The 16,897-nt window shown below is 65.8% G+C and carries 13 protein-coding genes and 1 tRNA gene; 4 read left to right on the forward strand and 10 right to left on the reverse strand.

Features of this window, described 5'->3' with window-relative positions; genetic code table 11:
• Window positions 1-25: 25 nt before the first annotated feature.
• Both OXK16_01170 and OXK16_01175 read right to left on the reverse strand, forming a co-directional pair.
• Window positions 26-2,113 (reverse strand): ComEC/Rec2 family competence protein, encoded by a 2,088-nt coding sequence (locus tag OXK16_01170; protein ID MDE0374563.1) that lies wholly within the window; start codon window positions 2,111-2,113, stop codon window positions 26-28.
• Between the two features lie 62 nt (window positions 2,114-2,175).
• Window positions 2,176-2,814 (reverse strand): helix-hairpin-helix domain-containing protein, encoded by a 639-nt coding sequence (locus tag OXK16_01175; protein ID MDE0374564.1) that lies wholly within the window; start codon window positions 2,812-2,814, stop codon window positions 2,176-2,178.
• Between the two features lie 148 nt (window positions 2,815-2,962).
• Here OXK16_01175 and OXK16_01180 point away from each other — a divergent pair, with 148 nt between their 5' ends.
• Both OXK16_01180 and OXK16_01185 read left to right on the forward strand, forming a co-directional pair.
• Window positions 2,963-3,850, forward strand: coding sequence for an ATP-binding cassette domain-containing protein (locus tag OXK16_01180; GenBank protein MDE0374565.1), 888 nt, complete (start codon window positions 2,963-2,965; stop codon window positions 3,848-3,850).
• Window positions 3,847-5,058 (forward strand): ABC transporter permease, encoded by a 1,212-nt coding sequence (locus OXK16_01185; GenBank protein MDE0374566.1) that lies wholly within the window; start codon window positions 3,847-3,849, stop codon window positions 5,056-5,058. Before OXK16_01180 ends, OXK16_01185 begins: the two co-directional genes overlap by 4 nt.
• 30 nt (window positions 5,059-5,088) lie before the next feature.
• On the opposite strand, the gene leuS is transcribed toward OXK16_01185, so the two are convergent.
• The 8 genes from leuS to OXK16_01225 all read right to left on the reverse strand — a co-directional run bounded on the left by leuS (window position 5,089) and on the right by OXK16_01225 (window position 13,496).
• The gene (leuS, locus tag OXK16_01190; protein ID MDE0374567.1) at window positions 5,089-7,839 is read right to left on the reverse strand and encodes a leucine--tRNA ligase; all 2,751 of its coding nucleotides are present in this window, start codon (window positions 7,837-7,839) and stop codon (window positions 5,089-5,091) included.
• Entirely contained in the window at window positions 7,836-7,982 is a 147-nt protein-coding gene (locus OXK16_01195) for a hypothetical protein (GenBank protein MDE0374568.1), read from the reverse strand. Before OXK16_01195 ends, leuS begins: the two co-directional genes overlap by 4 nt.
• A 37-nt stretch (window positions 7,983-8,019) precedes the next feature.
• Entirely contained in the window at window positions 8,020-8,874 is an 855-nt protein-coding gene (locus OXK16_01200; GenBank protein ID MDE0374569.1) for a hypothetical protein, read from the reverse strand.
• A 447-nt stretch (window positions 8,875-9,321) separates the two neighbouring features.
• Window positions 9,322-11,415, reverse strand: a complete 2,094-nt coding sequence (locus OXK16_01205; GenBank protein MDE0374570.1) for a DUF262 domain-containing protein — start codon at window positions 11,413-11,415, stop codon at window positions 9,322-9,324.
• A 274-nt stretch (window positions 11,416-11,689) separates the two neighbouring features.
• Window positions 11,690-11,762: transfer RNA gene (locus OXK16_01210), tRNA-Ala, on the reverse strand.
• Between the two features lie 73 nt (window positions 11,763-11,835).
• Entirely contained in the window at window positions 11,836-12,192 is a 357-nt protein-coding gene (gene rsfS, locus OXK16_01215) for a ribosome silencing factor (protein ID MDE0374571.1), read from the reverse strand.
• 205 nt (window positions 12,193-12,397) lie between these two features.
• Window positions 12,398-12,964 carry a nicotinate-nucleotide adenylyltransferase gene (gene nadD, locus OXK16_01220; GenBank protein ID MDE0374572.1) on the reverse strand — a complete coding sequence of 189 codons (567 nt, stop codon included), beginning with the start codon at window positions 12,962-12,964 and terminating at the stop codon, window positions 12,398-12,400.
• 25 nt (window positions 12,965-12,989) lie between these two features.
• Window positions 12,990-13,496 (reverse strand): M23 family metallopeptidase, encoded by a 507-nt coding sequence (locus OXK16_01225; protein ID MDE0374573.1) that lies wholly within the window; start codon window positions 13,494-13,496, stop codon window positions 12,990-12,992.
• Between the two features lie 522 nt (window positions 13,497-14,018).
• Here OXK16_01225 and trkA point away from each other — a divergent pair.
• Together trkA and OXK16_01235 are read left to right on the forward strand one after the other, a co-directional pair.
• A complete protein-coding gene (gene trkA / locus OXK16_01230; protein ID MDE0374574.1) occupies window positions 14,019-15,347 on the forward strand; it encodes a Trk system potassium transporter TrkA in 1,329 nt (442 codons plus the stop codon).
• 40 nt (window positions 15,348-15,387) lie between these two features.
• A complete protein-coding gene (locus OXK16_01235; protein MDE0374575.1) occupies window positions 15,388-16,881 on the forward strand; it encodes a TrkH family potassium uptake protein in 1,494 nt (497 codons plus the stop codon).
• Window positions 16,882-16,897: the final 16 nt, after the last annotated feature.

The following is a 16,897-nucleotide window of genomic DNA, read 5'->3' on the forward strand; positions in this document are numbered from 1 at the left end:
GGTCTGCTCGAGCCGAGCCGGATCGTCAGGGCCGGAGGCCGACGACCACGTCACCCTCCTGGTCGGTGCGACGCACCTCCATGCCGGCGCGCTCGAGCGCGGCCAGTAACTCCTCGGAGGGATGCCCGAACCGGTTGGGTCCGACGCTGACCACGGCCACGGAGGCGCCTGTTCGTACCAGCCACTCCGCATCGGAGGTTGCGGCGCCCTGGTGCGGAACCTTCAGCACATCCACCCGGGGAGGGTCCAGATCGGCCTGGGATACGGTCTCCATGTCCCCGGTCAGCAGAACCGTACTGTCACCGAGCGCGGCCCGGATCACGATCGACTGGTCGTTGAGAGACTTATACCGGCGGACCGGACCCAGCACTTCAAGCCGGATGGAGCCGATCCTGTGAAGGCCCAGGCTCGGGATTATGACTCGGGTCACCTGCCTGGCCGCCTCCACCAGGCTCGTGTACCCGTCCGGCTGGCCGGGGAAGGGCGCGTACCACATCTGCCCGACCGGAAGAGATCCGATGACGTCCGCCAGGCCGCCGTAGTGGTCATCATGGGCGTGCGACAGGACCAGCAGGTCCACGGCTCCGACACCGACCCGGGCCAGCCCGGCCCGGATCCTGGCGCCGTCGCTTCCCCCGTCGACCAGCACCGTCTCACCCTGGCGGCCCAGCAGCAACAGCGCATCGCCCTGGCCCACGTCGAGAGCCACGAAGGCCGGCCCGGCCGGAGAACCCGCCAACGAGAGCGGACCGGCGAAGGCCGTCAACGAGCAAGCGAGCAGGCTGGCGGCCAGTACCGCCGCCGGACGGAAGCGGCGGGACACCGCCACCAACCCACACACGGCGAACAGCAGTGCCGCCATCCACCCGATCTGCGGAAGGGCTGACGACAGATCGGCGATTCCCAGGACCGACCGAGCCAGTAGCGCGCCTGCCTCTACCAACCCGTCCAGACCCACGACGACCCCGGCCCCTCCCAACCCGGTCGCCGCCACCACGAGCGGAGCGGCAGCCACGTTGGCCGCCGGCGACCACAGGGGCAGCCGCCCGATCGCGAGCAGGAGGATCGGGGCCACTGCCAGCTGAGCGCCGCAGGCCGCTCCGAGCGACGTTGCGAGCCACCGGGGGCGAAGGCTGCGAAACCATCCGGCTCCGACCACCACCCCGGCCGTGGCGGCGACCGAGAGCTGGAATCCGAGGCTGTAGGCCAGCTCCGGGGAGACCAGGAGGAGCAACCCCACCCCCACCCCTATCACCCTCCAGATGTCCGGGCGCAAGCCGAAGGGGCGCGCAATGAGGACCAGCCCCGCCATGGTCGCGGCCCGCACCACCGACGGGTCCGGCCCGATCAGGAGGACGAAGAAGGCCAGGCCGGCCAGACCCAGGATTGCTCTGCGGACGGAACTCCAGCCCAGCGGGCCCGCCACCAGGAACAGCGCGCCCAGGAAGAGCGCCACGTTGCTCCCGGAAACGGCGACGAAGTGCGACAGCCCGGCACGGCGCATCGCCTCCTCCTCCCACGGACGCAGGTGCGAGACATCCCCCAGCAGGAATCCGGCCAGGAGCGCCCTCCCCCGGTCGGTCTCCGGTCGGAGACGATCGATGATGAGGGAGCGAACCCGAGCGGCCTGTCCGGCCACCCACCCGACCTGTCCAGGAGCGGAACGGGCGCCGGCCAGCCTGCCGTGCCAGACCACCGGGTCCCTCGCAGGGCTCCCGATGACCGGATCCGCCGCGCGATGCATGGTCGTCTCGACCCACCACCGGCTGGCCCGGGTCCAGCCTGCCACGCCACCCCGGAGCCGGCCGGCGGGACCGTCCCAGGAGACCGGCCCCGCTGCTCCCTCGATACCCAGCACCCGGACGAGAACCCGGTCCCGGCCCGGACGACCCGAAGCGTCGGTCAGAGCCTCTACGAGGACGGTCACCTCGCCCGGTGGAAGGGGGGTGTTCGCCATCGCCTGCTGGCGAACGCCCAGGAACAAGGCACCGACGACCCCCAAGGCCATCAGGCCCGCCACCACGGCGGCGCCCCATCTCTGCCGGACGCCGGCCACGGCTGCGGCGCCCAATGCCACGACCGCCAGCCACGGCACCCGTGTCCCGGCGACCACTCCGATCCAGATGGCGCCGGCGCCGGCCAGGAACCATCTGGCCTGCGGGTCGGGCAGGCGGCCTATCTACGCACCTCGACGTAGTCACGCATTCCGGCCAACCTGCCTTCGCCGATGCCCGGAACGTCGAGCAGATCCTCCATCGTCATGAAACGGCCGTGGGATTCCCGGTAAGCGACGATGCGCAACGCCAGAACCTCCCCCACCCCGGGGATGCCCGTGAGGGCCTCATGATCCGCCCGGTTCAGATCGACCGGATAGCCCGATCCCGCGCCGGACCCGAGCGAGAGCCCCGCGCCCCGATCATCGCGGGCCCAGGGGATATCGAGGTGCATACCGTCCGTTACCGGCGCAGCCAGGTTCACCACGCGAAGCTCAGAGCCCGGCAGCGCGCCACCCACCCCCGCGATCGCATCGGCGACCCGGCTTCCTTCCGGTAACACCACCAAGCCGGGCGCCGCAACCGCACCCGAGACATGAACGGTTGCCACAGGCGGAGCGGCGCCGACCTCCGACACGGGTACTGCGGCTACCTCCGGGGAGGGTGGGGACTCCGGCGGAGGGGCCGTGGGCCGGTTCCAGAGGGCGAAACCGATCACGACCACCAGCGCGCCGCCGAGGGCCAGGTAGGCGCCCCGGCGCGATACCGGCACGCCCGGTGCCGCAGCCGGTACGCCGCTACCGGACGGCGTCTCCGACATGGCAGCCTCCTTCATCCACGACGCCGCTGTACTTGTACCGGCAAAGAATGTGATTGAGAAGCCCCCTGTGGTCTCGGGGGCGGTGGGGATCGGGGAGAGTACGAGCCGGTGGCGATTACCCTCCGAACAGCCACATGGCAGGTGTCCCGTGCTCGAACTTGACGGCTTGACCAAGCGCTATGGCGACGTGGTCGCCCTGGACGACTGCGGTTTCTCGGTCAGGCCCGGGCGGATCGTCGGCTTCCTGGGACCCAACGGCGCCGGCAAGACCAGTGCCATGCGCGCCGTGTTCGGCCTGCTGCGCCTCGATGGGGGCACCGTGACCTGGATGGGTCGACCCGTCACCCATGACGCCCGCCGGCAGTTCGGATACATGCCGGAGATGCGCGGCCTCTACCCCCGCATGCCGGTGCGCCGCCAAGTGATCTACTTCGCCCGGCTCCACGGGCTCGACAAGACAACCGCCGCGCGCGCCGCCGACCGGTGGATCGCCCGGATCGGGCTAGAAGAACGCGCAGACTCCCGGGTAGACGACCTCTCGCACGGAAACCAGCAACGGGTGCAGCTCGTGACCGCGCTGGTACACGGTCCCGAACTCCTGGTCCTGGATGAACCCTTCAGCGGTCTCGATCCGCTGGGCGTGGAGGAGATGTCCCGGATACTGCAGGAGAGGGCGGAACAAGGATCGGCGGTGCTCTTCTCGAGCCATCAGCTTGATCTTGTGGAGCACCTGTGCGATGACGTCGCCATCATCAACCAGGGCCGCGTGGCCCTGTCCGGCCCGGTCAGGACGCTGAAGGACCGAGCGACTCACCGGCGAGTCGAGGTGGATCTGGACTCGTGGACGGCCCTCACCCCCGCCATTCCCGGTGTCCGGCTGATGGAATCGAGAGGCAATCGTCACGTCCTCAGGGTGCCTGCGAAGATCGGCATGGACGAGATAATGACTGCGCTTTCGGACGGCCGGACGATCAGGGAGTTCTCCTACGGTCCGCCCACCCTGTCGGACCTCTTCAGGGAAGCGGTCGCATCGTGACCACCTACCGGGCGATCGGCCTCGTGATGTGGCGCGAACTCCTGGAGCGCGGCCTGAGCAAGTCCTACGCGCTGAGCTGGCTCTTTCTGGCCATACTTGTCGGGGCGGGTATAGCCATCCCGGGGTTCTTCGGAGATGACGGATCGGTCCGCACCTACCGGGTCGCCACCGTCGGCGCCGAGAACGCGGGCCAGGGAAAGCTCGCGAGGTTGAGGGCGCCGGGAGAGCCGGGCTCCTACCGGATCGATCTCACCAAGTCCACGGACAGCGACGCGGCGGCCGCGGCCGTGGCGGCCGGATCGGTGGATGCGGCCCTGGTCGGGGGCGGCAATGTAGAGGTACTGGTCAGCAGGGACACGCCCTCCGAGCTCGAGTCCGCGCTGCGACAAGCCGTTCTCTCGTACCAGGTGCAGCACATGGTGGCTACCGGTGACGTGTCCGAGCGGGCGGTGCCGATCATCAGCGGCGAGGCGGTGAGGACCGTGAACGTCGAACCCGAGTACGACGCCGATGCCGCAGCGGAGGATCGACAGTTCGTCATCTCCCAGGTGGCGCTGGTGCTCCTGTTCATGGCCGTCATGACGACCGGATCATGGGTGCTGCTGGGCGTCACCGAGGAGAAGACCAACCGGGTGTCAGAGGTGTTGCTCTCCTCGTTACGTCCCTGGCAGCTCCTGGCGGGCAAGATCATCGGCGTGGGATTGCTCGGCCTCCTGCAGTTCGGATCGATCGCAGCCAGCCTGGTAGTCGCCGTCCGCCTGGTCCTCGATATCACCCTGCCCGAGGTCGATGCCGGGTTCCTGGCCGTAACGCTGATCTGGTTCGTGCTCGGCTACCTCGTCTACGCCACCGGTTATGCGGCGGTGGGGGCCATAGCCCATCGTCCGGAGGATGCCCAGAACGCCGCTTTCCCCTTAATGATCGTCACCGTGGCCGGCTACATGATCGGAATCCTCTACGTCTCGGGGAATCCGGACACGGTGTGGTCGACCGTCCTCACGCTGGTTCCGGTGACCGCCCCCTTCGTGCTCCCCGTTCGAGCCGTGTCCGACTCGGTGGCCCTCTGGGAGCAACTGGCCGCGTTCGTGCTGATGATCGGGTTCATCGTGCTGCTGATCAGGGTGGCCGGGCGGGTTTACGCGGGCGGGGTGTTCAACTACCGGACCCGGATCAAGGCCCGGCAGGCCTACCGCTCCGCCGAGTTCTGAGCCCGGCGCACGACCAGCCCGGCACCCCGCCTAGACCACGATGTTGAGGAGCCGCGGCCTCCGGTCGATTACCCTCCGCACCTCGCTCCCGGCGACATGGCGGGCCACGTTGTGGTGGCCGAGGGCCAGATCCAGCGCCGCCCTCTCCGAGATCCCAACGGGTACCTCGATCCGGGCTCTGACCCGGCCGTTGACCTGAACCACCATCGTCACCGACTCATCGGCGGCGGCCCCCATGTCTGCCTCCGGCCAGGGCTCGAGGTGGATGCTGGTCTCGTTGCCTAGACGGCTCCAGACCTCCTCGGTGACATGGGGAGCGATCGGCGCCAGCAATAGGGCGAGGATGGAGAACGTCTCCCGCCAGACCTCCGGGGTCACGTTCCGGGCGGCCAGAGCGTCGTTCATCGAGTTGCGCAGCTTCATCAGTTCGGCCACTGCTGTGTTCCATGAGAACGACTCGAGATCCTGTCCCACCTTGATGATCGCCTGGTGGGCGCGACGCCGGAGCGCGGCGGTGGCGGAGTCATCCACCTGCCCGGCCTGGTATACCGCCTTGCCGAGGCGCCAGACATCGACGATGAAGCGCTGCGCACCCTTCATCCCCCGGCTGTCCCAGGGGCCGCCCTTCTCCCATTCGAAGGCGAACATGAGGTAGGTCCGGACGGTGTCGGCGCCGAACCGCTCCACCAGGTCGTCGGGATTGACCACGTTGCCACGGGACTTCGACATGCGCTGGACGTCCAGCCGATGGCGCAGTTGGGTGACGCTGTTGGTTCCCGGGATGGCCGGGATCTCGATCGTCGCGCTCTCGGCTATCTCGACCGTCACGGGCTCGGCGCCATCCGGCGGTTGGACCACCAGCATGCGCTCGGTGCGGCTGACGATCTCGCCCACGAGACGGTCTCCGTCCGCCTCCTCCGGCGATGCGTCGGGACCGGTCACCACCAGCACCGAGTCGGCCACCAGCCGGTCCTCTTCCCGACTGCCGACCACCAGTACCCGGTCACCCCGGCGCTCCTCTCCGAGCACCTGACCCTGGTTGCGGAGCATGACCATCGGCTCGTCGAACATGCCGTCCGGATCACGACCGTGCGCCCTCATCGCGGCGGCCGTGTCCGCGAAGCACCCCATGTCACGAAGCGCCTTGGTGAAGAACCGGGTGTACATGAGATGCATCACGGCGTGCTCCGAGCCACCGGTGTAAGTGTCGACAGGCAGCCAGTAGGCCGCCTCTTCGGGATCGAAGGGAGCGAGGTCGTACGCCGGGCTCAGGTAGCGGAGCTGGTACCAGGACGAGCACATGAAGGTGTCCATCGTGTCGGTCTCGCGGGTCGCCGGCTCCCCCTCCGAGTCGACCGCCCTCAGGAACGGCTCATGGGAGACGAGCGGGCTCCGTCCGGTCGGCATGAACTCCACGTCCTCGGGCAACTCCACCGGCAGGGCGTTATCGGGTACCAGTTCCACGGTCCCGTCCTCGCGGTAGACCACCGGAATCGGCGAGCCCCAGTAGCGCTGGCGGCTTATCAGCCAGTCCCGCAGCCGGTACTGGACGGCCCCCTCGCCGTGTCCCCTCGCCTCGAGCCAACCGATCATGGCCACCTTGGCCTCGGCTATGTACAGGCCATTGAGAAAGTCCGAGTTGATGGACGGGCCGTCCCCCTCGTAAGCGTCCCCATCGAAGTGGTCGGGCGGCCGGACGGTGCGCACCACGGGCAGCCCGTACCTGACGGCGAACTCCCAGTCCCGGCTGTCCTCGCCCGGAACAGCCATGATCGCTCCGGTTCCGTAGCTCATCAGCACGTAGTCGGCTATCCATACCGGGATGTCGCCGCCGGTAACGGGATTGGTCGCATAGCCACCGGTGAACACCCCGTGCTTGTCCCGAGTCAGGTCGGTTCGCTGGAGCTCCGAACGGCGAGCGGCGCCGTCCCGGTACTCCTCCACCTCTTCCTTCCGGTCCGCGGTGGTCAGAACCTCCACCAGGGGATGCTCCGGAGCGAGCACCATGAACGTGGCGCCGTGGAGGGTGTCCGGGCGGGTGGTGAACACCTCGATCGGATCGGCGCCTTCCACAGGGAATCGAACCCGGGCCCCCACGGAGCGTCCGATCCAGTTGGTCTGCATCGCCTTGATGGGCTCGGGCCAGTCGAGACCACCGAAGTCCAGAAGTTCCTCCGCATATCGGGTGATGCGGAAGAACCATTGCTCCATCATCCGCTGGACGACCGGCTGGCCGGTCCGTTCGTCCCTCCCGTCGATCACCTGCTCGTTGGCGAGCACGGTCTGGAGGGTCGGGGACCAGTTGACCAGGGCCTCGCCGCGGTACGCCAGGCCGGCCTCATAGAGCCGAGCGAAGAACCACTCCGTCCAGCGGTAGTACTCCGGCGTGCAGGACACCGCCTCGCGCTCCCAGTCGATCATGGTTCCCATCGACCGGAGTTGGCGGCGCATGCGCTCGATGTTGGCGTAGGTCCATCTCCACGGGTGGATGTTGGCCTGCACCGCGGCGTTCTCCGCCGGAAGCCCGAACGCGTCGAACCCCATCGGGAAGAGGACGTTGTAGCCCTTCATCCGCATGTAGCGGGCCCGGGCATCCGAGGGCGTCATGGCGTACCAATGCCCGATGTGGAGATCACCGCTCGGGTAGGGCAACATGGTCAGCGCGTAGTGCTTGGGACGCTCCCAGTCGACCACCGTGCGGTAGATGCCGTCTCTCTCCCAGACCTCCTGCCAGCGCGCCTCGACCCGGCCGTGGTCGTATCTCTCGATCCGTTTGGTCACGCCGGTGATTCTAGGAGGCTGCTGAACAGTGACAATGCATTCCGGCGGGCGGCCCCCAGCCTCCGGCGCTGGATCTCATCGTCCTCCAGCGGGATCAGCTTCTTGGCCCGGCCCCGCCCGATGAATAGGTCGAGGGCGCTCACTCCGGCGAGGAGCGTAGGCAGGCAGGACGGTCCGGCTTCATCCCCCGGGCCGCGGCCGGCGCCAGAATCTCCTCCAGTCCTTCTTGTTCAGCACCCGGCCTCTCCTGACCATCGCGCCGAATACGAGGCAGTCGGAGGTTCCGCCTCTCCATACCCTGTCGCTGTTGCGGACCTGGTGGTCTCGCCATCGCCACCACCATGTCTCGAACCACCCCGCGGCGATACCTCCCACGTACGGGAAGAATACGATGATCCAGATTACTGACCAGAACGTCAGAATCGGTAACGCTACCGAATACGGCGATCCCGACAGTGCAAGAATCGCAGTGCTCCCGAGCACCACACCTGGACCACTCGTCAGCCAGATGATGCCTTTGGCGATGATCGAGCGACGAACGGTTCTGCGGATGTAGCGGTAGTCATCGTCGAGTTCCGGGCGGGTTGCCGGATCCTCTTGCGGAACGATGGGATCGTCCTGGGTCTCGTACACCTCTCCCGGGGAGCTGCCCCAGTTGTCACTCGGAGCAGTATGGGCGGGATTAGCGGTGATCAGCCACAGAGCGTCGTCGGGGACCTCGCCGACTCGCATGGTGCTGTGAGTCGGCACCCCATGGCGGACACCGTCACATGATTGCACGCCGATTATCTCATGATCCTCGTGGTTGAAACTCGTAGTGAAAGTGTCGACGGCGTAGCAACGAACGTGCGCCTCATCGAAGAGATCCGAGATCGAGGCAATGGCTACGAGCCGGGGACGCTCGGACAACACGAAATGAGAGCGCAGTGAGGCCTGCAGATGACGTCTGTTCTCGTTGGGGTGGAGCCGTATTACCAGCACGAAACTGCCGGTGATCTCTGCTGAGCTGGGGTTCGGATGGCACTGCCATCCCAAGATTCGGAATCCTGGCTTCGGGATCGTGCGTATCGTGAACAAGAAGTCGGATACCGCATTCCCGGCGGCACGAAGCCTGGACTCTGGGCTTCTCGTCTCTAAGGGAACCAGGCCCCGAGCAGCAATGTACTGCCCGAGCCCTTGTGGCCGATCCAGGCGCGACAACTCCGAGATTCGGTAGACACCTGGTCTCTGTTGCCGGCTGCGCCGTGGTTGATCTCGCTCCGAGGACGGGATCGGTCGCCTGCCCCGCCACAGCTTCTGGAGCCTTCTCCACCCCCATCGGACTGACCTGAAAATCACTCCCGACACGAGGACCGGCCAAAGGCGCGAAAAAGGCTCCAAGAACGTCGACCAGTCCACTCATGAACCTCCTGGCACAGCGACCACCATTAGAAGCTACGCGGCCTTAGCACAACTGAACCGCCGGTCTCGGTGCTGGTGGTCTTAGGCCGTGCTGGTAGCGAGTTCTCGGAGTGTGCGGAGCGGGTCCGAGTCGTCAAGCAGAACCCAGTAGTCCCACCCGTCTGACCGCTCGTCGCCGTCCGCCCGAGCCGCCCGCCGCGGCGAGTCGTAGACATGCTCATCTAGAGCGATCAGGGCATCATCTGTGATTTCGGCGATGGTGTCGTCCCGCTCGGGATCAGCAGGTATAAGAAAGTCGCCTGGCATGAGTAGACCCGCAGCCACTAGTTCGCTGAGGGAGAGTGTCCTGACTGTGTCCTGTTCTGGCGCAGTTGAGGCGCTCGGTCCGGACAGTGGCTTGTAGTGAGGGTCGGACAGACGCTTGAACGCCTCATCGGCGACCCGCGCCATGGCGCTGCGACGCTCTGTGAGGAACTCCTCGTAGTCCATTGATTCCCAGCCGTCAGGTAGCGCATGCCAGAACTGTTGGCGTTTAAGGACCTCACCAGTGATCTTGCGGTCGGCTACCAGCTTGGGCCAGTACTCGCTCGGGCGTCGATCCGTGATGATTTGGTTGGTCTCTCGGTCCGTCGGCGCAAAGTTGGCCACCTGGTTGACACGTCTTGGTGTGGTGATGCCCTTGCGCTTGAGGTAACTCCTTGGGAACAGGTGGTGTGCCTCCACGCCCATGGCCAGGCCTGCCGACGGGTCCATCCACACCCATGCCTTCTCGTCAATAGCGAACAGGTCAGCGTCGAGGATGTTGAGTGCGGCGAGGTACGCCTGGTATGCCGGTGAGAGCTTCGATGAGGTTATGAACTCGTCGGGGAGCTGGATCTCCCAATAGTCTCGTGTCAAGACTGTCGCAATGACACTTTCGACCATTCCGATGAATTCCTCTGGGTTGCGTGACTCGAGATCGTTGAAGCGAGCGAGGTCTGCTTCCATCCTGCTCTCTGGTGAGTTCGTGTACCGGCCCGTGGTCTGGGCCATGAAGAACCATCTCGCCATCAAGCTGCTCAATGCCACCTTGTCCACCTTGAACCTTGTCAGACCGATCAGCCAAAGGGCGTATGTGTAGATCACAGTGTTGTCGGATGTGATCATCTTCTTCGACCGGAAGCCAGCCTTGGCCAGGACTAGCAGAAAGCTATCCCAGTTCGTGGGTTTCAAGACCTCGTGCTGGGCAGCCTTGAAGAGATCCAACTCGCGGTCGCGATGGCCCGCGTTGATCTCCCTGGTCTTCGGGTCACGCCCTCGCAGCGCTATGTAGGCATTGCGCAGGCGCGCACGGCCTTGGCCAAGCGCTACCACAGCTCGGAGTATCCTTCCCGGCTCGGGCTCGATGTAGTGGTTCTTCGGCGTCCATTGAACGTGTTCGCCATCTTGGACCGCCGCTGTATCGGGCGTAAGCCGAGAGTGACGCGAGAAGCGCTCCAGTTCGTCGCGACCCTCGTCCCAAAAGACACTGAGCCAGGTCAAGATGAAGTCCGCCTGTGTCAGCTTTATTCCCTCGGAGTTGATCCTCACGAACACATCGGCAACCTTCTCCCGATCGGTCTCAGCATGAAGCTCGACCACGGTGAACGAGTAGTCCCGGATACCGTGGAGGCGTGCGAACACCGTTTCAAGCTCCTCCTCGATCGCCTCGCTCAGATCATGTTCATCGCGGTAACGACTGATGAACTCCTTCCTCGCCCGGAACGGACTCTTGAACACTTCGCAAATGTCCGGGACCCACTCTCTGCTCCTCCTCAGCGCCACATTCTGCACTTCGAACCGCTCGGCAAACGGGTTGAACGCGATTCTGATGGAGTCCCGTCGATAGTCGTGATCTACAACGGGCTCGCCAGTCATCACGGCGTACAGACTGGTCAGACGTTGCTGTCCGTCGACAATCTTGGCCGCCGCCGTCTTGGGTTTCACCTCCACTCCGATCGATCGGCCACCGTCATCACCTGCCGAGTTCCAGAACATCAACTCGCCAACGGGGTACCCACGGTAGATCGAGTCGACCAGGTCACGTACCTTTGTTTTGGACCATACGAACGGCCGCTGGATGTCCGGAAGCCGCAATGCACCAGATCGCACGGCCCCAACTAGGTCCTGCACAGACCAAGGCACGGGCTTGAACATGTCACCCACTATCGAGCCTCCATTAATCTCGTCACGGCACTAGTACGGCGGGACAGGCAGCCATGGCCCACGGACCATTGACTTGCCATCTAATGTGCAGCAAGGATCAGCACCCGCCAGCCAATTGGACCGAGGTACCTTTGTTCCCTCCGCGGGGCTTCGATCGTGCCTTCGGCCAAGCACCTGGCCTCGAACCTGCTCTGCTTCCAACCTATGACTTCCGGCACAACTTGAGGTTGAGTCTCAAGCGCTGCCTACTCGCTCATCCACCAAGTGGAGCTGACGGGATTTGAACCCGTGACCTCTTGCATGCCATGCAAGCGCTCTGCCAGCTGAGCTACAGCCCCGTGGTCGGTCTCTCGACCGGGATGGGGATCCCCACCAGCTTACCAAGTCTCCACCGCCGGCCCTGCGGCCGGATCAGTCCGGTGAGTCCGGCTCCCAGAGGAGGCGCGGCGCATCACCCCACAGCCGGTCCAGGGCGTAGAAGTCCCTTGCCTCGGTCTGGAAGATGTGGACCACTACGTCTCCGTAGTCCGCCAACACCCACTCACCGGTGTCGAGGCCTTCAGTGCGCAGTGGTTTACGACCGCACCGGCCGAGCCGCAGATCGACCTCCTCGAGCATGGTGCGGACCTGACGCTTGGAGGTTCCGGTGCCGATCACGAAGATGTCCACGATGCCCAGCAGATCGCCCATGTCGAGGACCACTATGTCGCGTCCCTGCTTGGCGTCGATGGCATCAGCCGCGAAGGCGGCGAGTTCTGCCGACGTGATCTCGATGGCTGTTGCCTGCTGGTTCTCTATGGCCGGCTATCCCGGACTGGTGACACCTCCTCGGGGCAACCCGGAGTATAGGAGGGTGCCGAAAACGACGAGGACAGGTTGGACCACAAAGCCTTGACCTGGGGTTCTTTCGTCGACGGTCGTGCCGGACGGGCATTGTGCGGCACCCTCCGCGGCCCGGAGGCGCCTCGGTGTCTCAGCGGTAGAGGCCGCGCGTCTCGATGTAGCGCCATACGCCCTCCGGCACCAGGAAGCGCAGGCTCCGACCGGCCATGGCGCGCTCGCGCAGGTCCGTGCCCGAGATGTCGAGCTGCGGGACATCGAGCCACTTCACACGGGTGATCACGGCCTCCTCCACCGTGTGCGGATCGACACCGGGCCGGGGCGCCACGGCGATGCTCACCATTTCCCGGAGTTCGGCGCTCCGATGCCACGAGGCGATCCGGGAGGCGGCGTCGGCCCCCAGGATCAAAGTCACCTCGTGATCGGGGAGGCCCGACACGGTATCGAAGGTATAGGTCGGGCCGGGCCGGACCACCTCGCGGTCGTCGCCCTCCATGTACGGTATCCCCTCCACCGCCGCGAGGGTCATGCCCCACCGGTCCTGGGCCGGTGTGACCACCGTACCCTCCTTCTGCCAGGGCGACCCCGCCGGCACCAGCCAGACCGCATCCAGGCCCAACTGCCGGAAGGCTGCCTCGGCCACCGCCATGTGAGCGACGTGCGGAGGATCGAAAGTTCCGCCCAGGAGCCCGATGCGCATCCCGTGAGGCTACCTCCCGCATTCTTCAGAACCGTCCCACCAGGCGGAGACCGGCCGACGGCGCCCTGGCCTGGCAGCCCATCACCCGCAGCGGATCTATGTACTCGCCATCGACCCGGACCGACAGATGGACGTCGCCGTGGCCGGTGTCGCCTCCTACGGTGCCGACCACCGTTCCGCGTTCGACATCCTCGCCGGTCAGCACCGTGATATGTCCCAGGTAGGAGTAGCTGGTCCACAGGCCACCCCCGTGGTCGATGGTGACCACCGGGTTCTGGACCACGCGGCCGGAGAAGATGACGGTCCCTCCGGCGGCCGCTTGGACTAGGCCGTCGCGGTCGCCCTGGTAGTCGACTCCCCAGTGGCCCTCGTAGCCGGGCCCGGGATCGAAGGGCTCGGTGATGACCCCGTCAACGGGCGGGCTCAGGCCCACGCACGACAGACCCTCCGCAGAGGCGCTCCGTGCCAACGCGGCCGGGACGAGGAGCGACACGGCAGCAACCAACACGATGGACAGGCGAAAAGCATTCACAGCAGGACTTCCTGCCTCCCGTCGCGCTCCGGCCTGCGCGCCCGGTGGGCGGCCCGAGCCGCGCGCATGGTCGGGCGCTCCACCAGGTTGGAACGTAGGCCGATCCGGGACCTCTTTCAAGTCCCTTGACGGTCGGTTCGGAGTGTCAGCCCCCGCTGACTCCGGGGAAGGGCGCTGCCAAAGAATCCGCCGGGCTTCACCCGTGGCAAACTACCGGGATGAGAATCGGCGACTACTGCTGGAATGCCTTGTCGCGTGGGTTCTCTGCAGAGCCCCCTACAATGGGGCGCCGACCGATGGGAAGAGTACGGCTGTAGCCCCAATTCTTCATGGATCGGGGGTCTGTACGGTGACAGGAGCGCGAGTTTTGGGCTTCTGACCTGGGGTTATCGCTACTGGTAGTTGCTTTTCGGCCTAGCGTGACCTTCACCTGCCTGGTACTGGAGTAGCAGGAGTGAACTCATGAAGCTGAGGTGCCTAATCTACGTCGGTGTGACCGGAAACAGGAAGAATCAGGGCTAGATGCGCATCGTGGTGGTGGGTGCGGGAGCGGTAGGGGGATACATAGCCGAACGCCTGTCCCTAGAGGGTCAGGACGTGGTGGTGATCGACATCGATCCTCGCCGGGCCGCCGAGCTCAAGGACCGTCTCGACGCTCTGGTAATCACGGGTAACGGCGCCAGCGCCGCCACGCTCGAGCAAGCCGGAATCGGTCAGGCCGGCCTACTGCTCGCGGTGACCGCCAGCGACGGCGCCAACATCCTCGCCTGCCACACGGCCAGGAAGATGGGCGTGGAACGCACCGTCGCCCGGGTGCAGGACCCGGATCTCAGGGACGGCCTCGACGGTATCGACGTAGATGTGGTCATCGATCCCGTCGAGGCGGCAGCCGCGGAAATCGCTGCGCTGGTGGTGGAGTCCGGGCTGAGCGAGCTCATCGAATTCGGTGAAGGGCAACTGTCCCTGGTCGGCGGCACCGTTACTGCCGGCTCGCCGCTGGTGGGAATACCGCTGATGGATATCCCTCGCAACGAGAGCTTCAGCTGGCTGGCCATCGCCGCGGTCCGGAACGGCGCCACCATCGTCGCGCGGGGAGACACGACCGTGCTCGAGGGTGACCACCTGCTGCTGATGGTCAAGAGCAGGAACGTCGACCGAGCCAGGTCGCTGATCGGCATCCACGACCGCGACATCCGCCGGGTGTTGATCATCGGAACGACCCGCGTGGCCCGGCTTACCACCGCGCTGCTGGTCAAGGCGGGCATGGAGGTCGTGGTGATCGACCCCGACGAGGCCCGGTGCGGCGCCGTGGCCGAGGAGGTCCCGTCCGCGCTCGTAATCGCCGCCGATCCCACCGATCCCAGGGTGTTCGGGGAGCTCGATACCAACCTTCACGACGCCGTGGTCGCCCTCACCGGCGTCGATTCCATGAACCTGATCCCCTGCCTGGTCGCCAAGGCGATGGGTGCCGCCACCACCATCAGCCGGGTGACGCGCATGAGCTACGTGGATCTGCTGGCGGGCATCGGGGTGGATACCACCGTGTCCACCCGCCTGACCGCCGCCGCGTCGATCCTCCGGTTCGTGCGGCGAGGCACCGTCTATTCGGTGGTGACCTTCTCCGACACCGACGCCGAGGTGATCGAGTTGGAGGCTGTTCCGGGCTCCGAGGCGGTGGGGCACTCGCTCCTGGAACTAACCCTGCCTTATGGCATGGTGGTGGGAGGAATGGTGCGCGGTGACATCGCCTTCGTCCCCTCGGGCGCCACGACCATCGAGGAGCACGATCACCTGATCATCTTCACCGTACCCGACGCCATGGCTGCCGTCGAGTCGATGTTCTCGGCGTGAGCCCGCCCGGCGGCCCTCGGCGCCACCACCACCGGCGGACATGACCTCACCCGGACGATCCTTCCGTCTTCGCCGTCCGGGATCCATCTTCGGTCGCCTGTCCTACGTGATCGGCGCCGTGGTGGTGGCGGCCGGGACCGCCATGTTTCCGGCGGCCGTCACCGCGCTCATCTACCGGGAACAGGAGGTTGCCGGCTGGATCACATTGTCGGCGGTGCTCACCATCCTGGCCGGACTGTTCGGCTGGCGGGTGATGGGGAGTCCCGGGACCCTCACCACCAAGGAGGGGTTCGCCACGGTAGGCCTCGCCTGGTTCGCCATGGCCTGCTTCGGGGTGCTTCCGTACCTGCTGACCGGAACCATCGACAACCTCACCGACGCATTCTTCGAGACCGTGTCCGGCTTCACCACCACCGGCGCCACCTTGATCCCCGATCCGGCCGCAATGCCCCGCGGCATCGTCATGTGGAGGTCCACCACCCAGTGGCTGGGCGGCATGGGCGTGATCGTCCTGTCGCTGGCCGTCCTCCCCCTGCTCGGAACCGGCGGGGTACAGCTGGCTCGGGCCGAGTCGCCCGGGCCCGAACCCGATCGTCTAACGCCTCGCTTCCGGGAAACCGCCAAGAGGCTGTGGTACATCTACGCCTTGTTGACGCTGGTGGAGATGCTCCTCCTATGGGCGGGGGACATGACGCTCTTCCAGGCCATCAACCACTCCTTCACCAACATGGCCACCGGCGGGTTCAGCACCGAAGCCACCTCCATCGACGGTTTCAGCCCCTACGTGCAGTGGGTGGTGATCGTCTTCATGTTGATCTCCGGAACCTCATTCGCGCTGCATTTCCGAGCCGTGCGGGATCCCGGCCGGTACCTCAAGAACGCCGAGTTCAGGTTGTTCACGGGGATCGTGGCGGTCGCCAGCCTGGTCATGATCCTGAGCCTGTGGGGGCAGGCGCCTGCAGCCGACGTCATCCGCGACTCGGTCTTCACATCTATGTCCCTGGTCACCGGCACCGGATACGCGACCGCTGACTTCGGCGCTTGGATACCGGCTCTCCAACTGTTCGTGGTCGGCCTGATGTTCCTGGGCGGTATGGCGGGATCGACCACCGGCGGCATCAAGATCTACCGCATGGGTGTGCTGGTCAGGGCGGCGGCGGCCGACCTGAGGCGCCTCATCCACCCTCGCGGGATCTTCTTGATCAGGTTCGGTTCGAAGCGGGTGCACGAGCCCATCGTGCAGAGTGTCCAGTCGTTCTTCCTCTTCTTCATGTTCCTGTTCATGACAGGTACTTTCCTGCTGGGCTTCCTGGGCGCCATATTCGGGCCCGAACTCGGCCTCGTGGACGCCGCATCGGCCACCGCCAGCGCGCTCAGCAACTTCGGCCCGGCGCTCGGTGAGTTCGGCCCAACCGGCAACTACTCCGCCCTGACGTGGCCGGGCAAGTGGTTGCTCTCGCTGTTGATGATCGCCGGCCGCCTCGAGCTCTTCCCGGTGCTGCTGCTGTTCACCCGGTCGCTCTGGCGCCGGTAGGAAGGCCCCGCTGCGG

This window comes from bacterium, assembly GCA_028821235.1.
In the GTDB taxonomy this organism is placed as follows: domain Bacteria; phylum Actinomycetota; class Acidimicrobiia; order Spongiisociales; family Spongiisociaceae; genus Spongiisocius.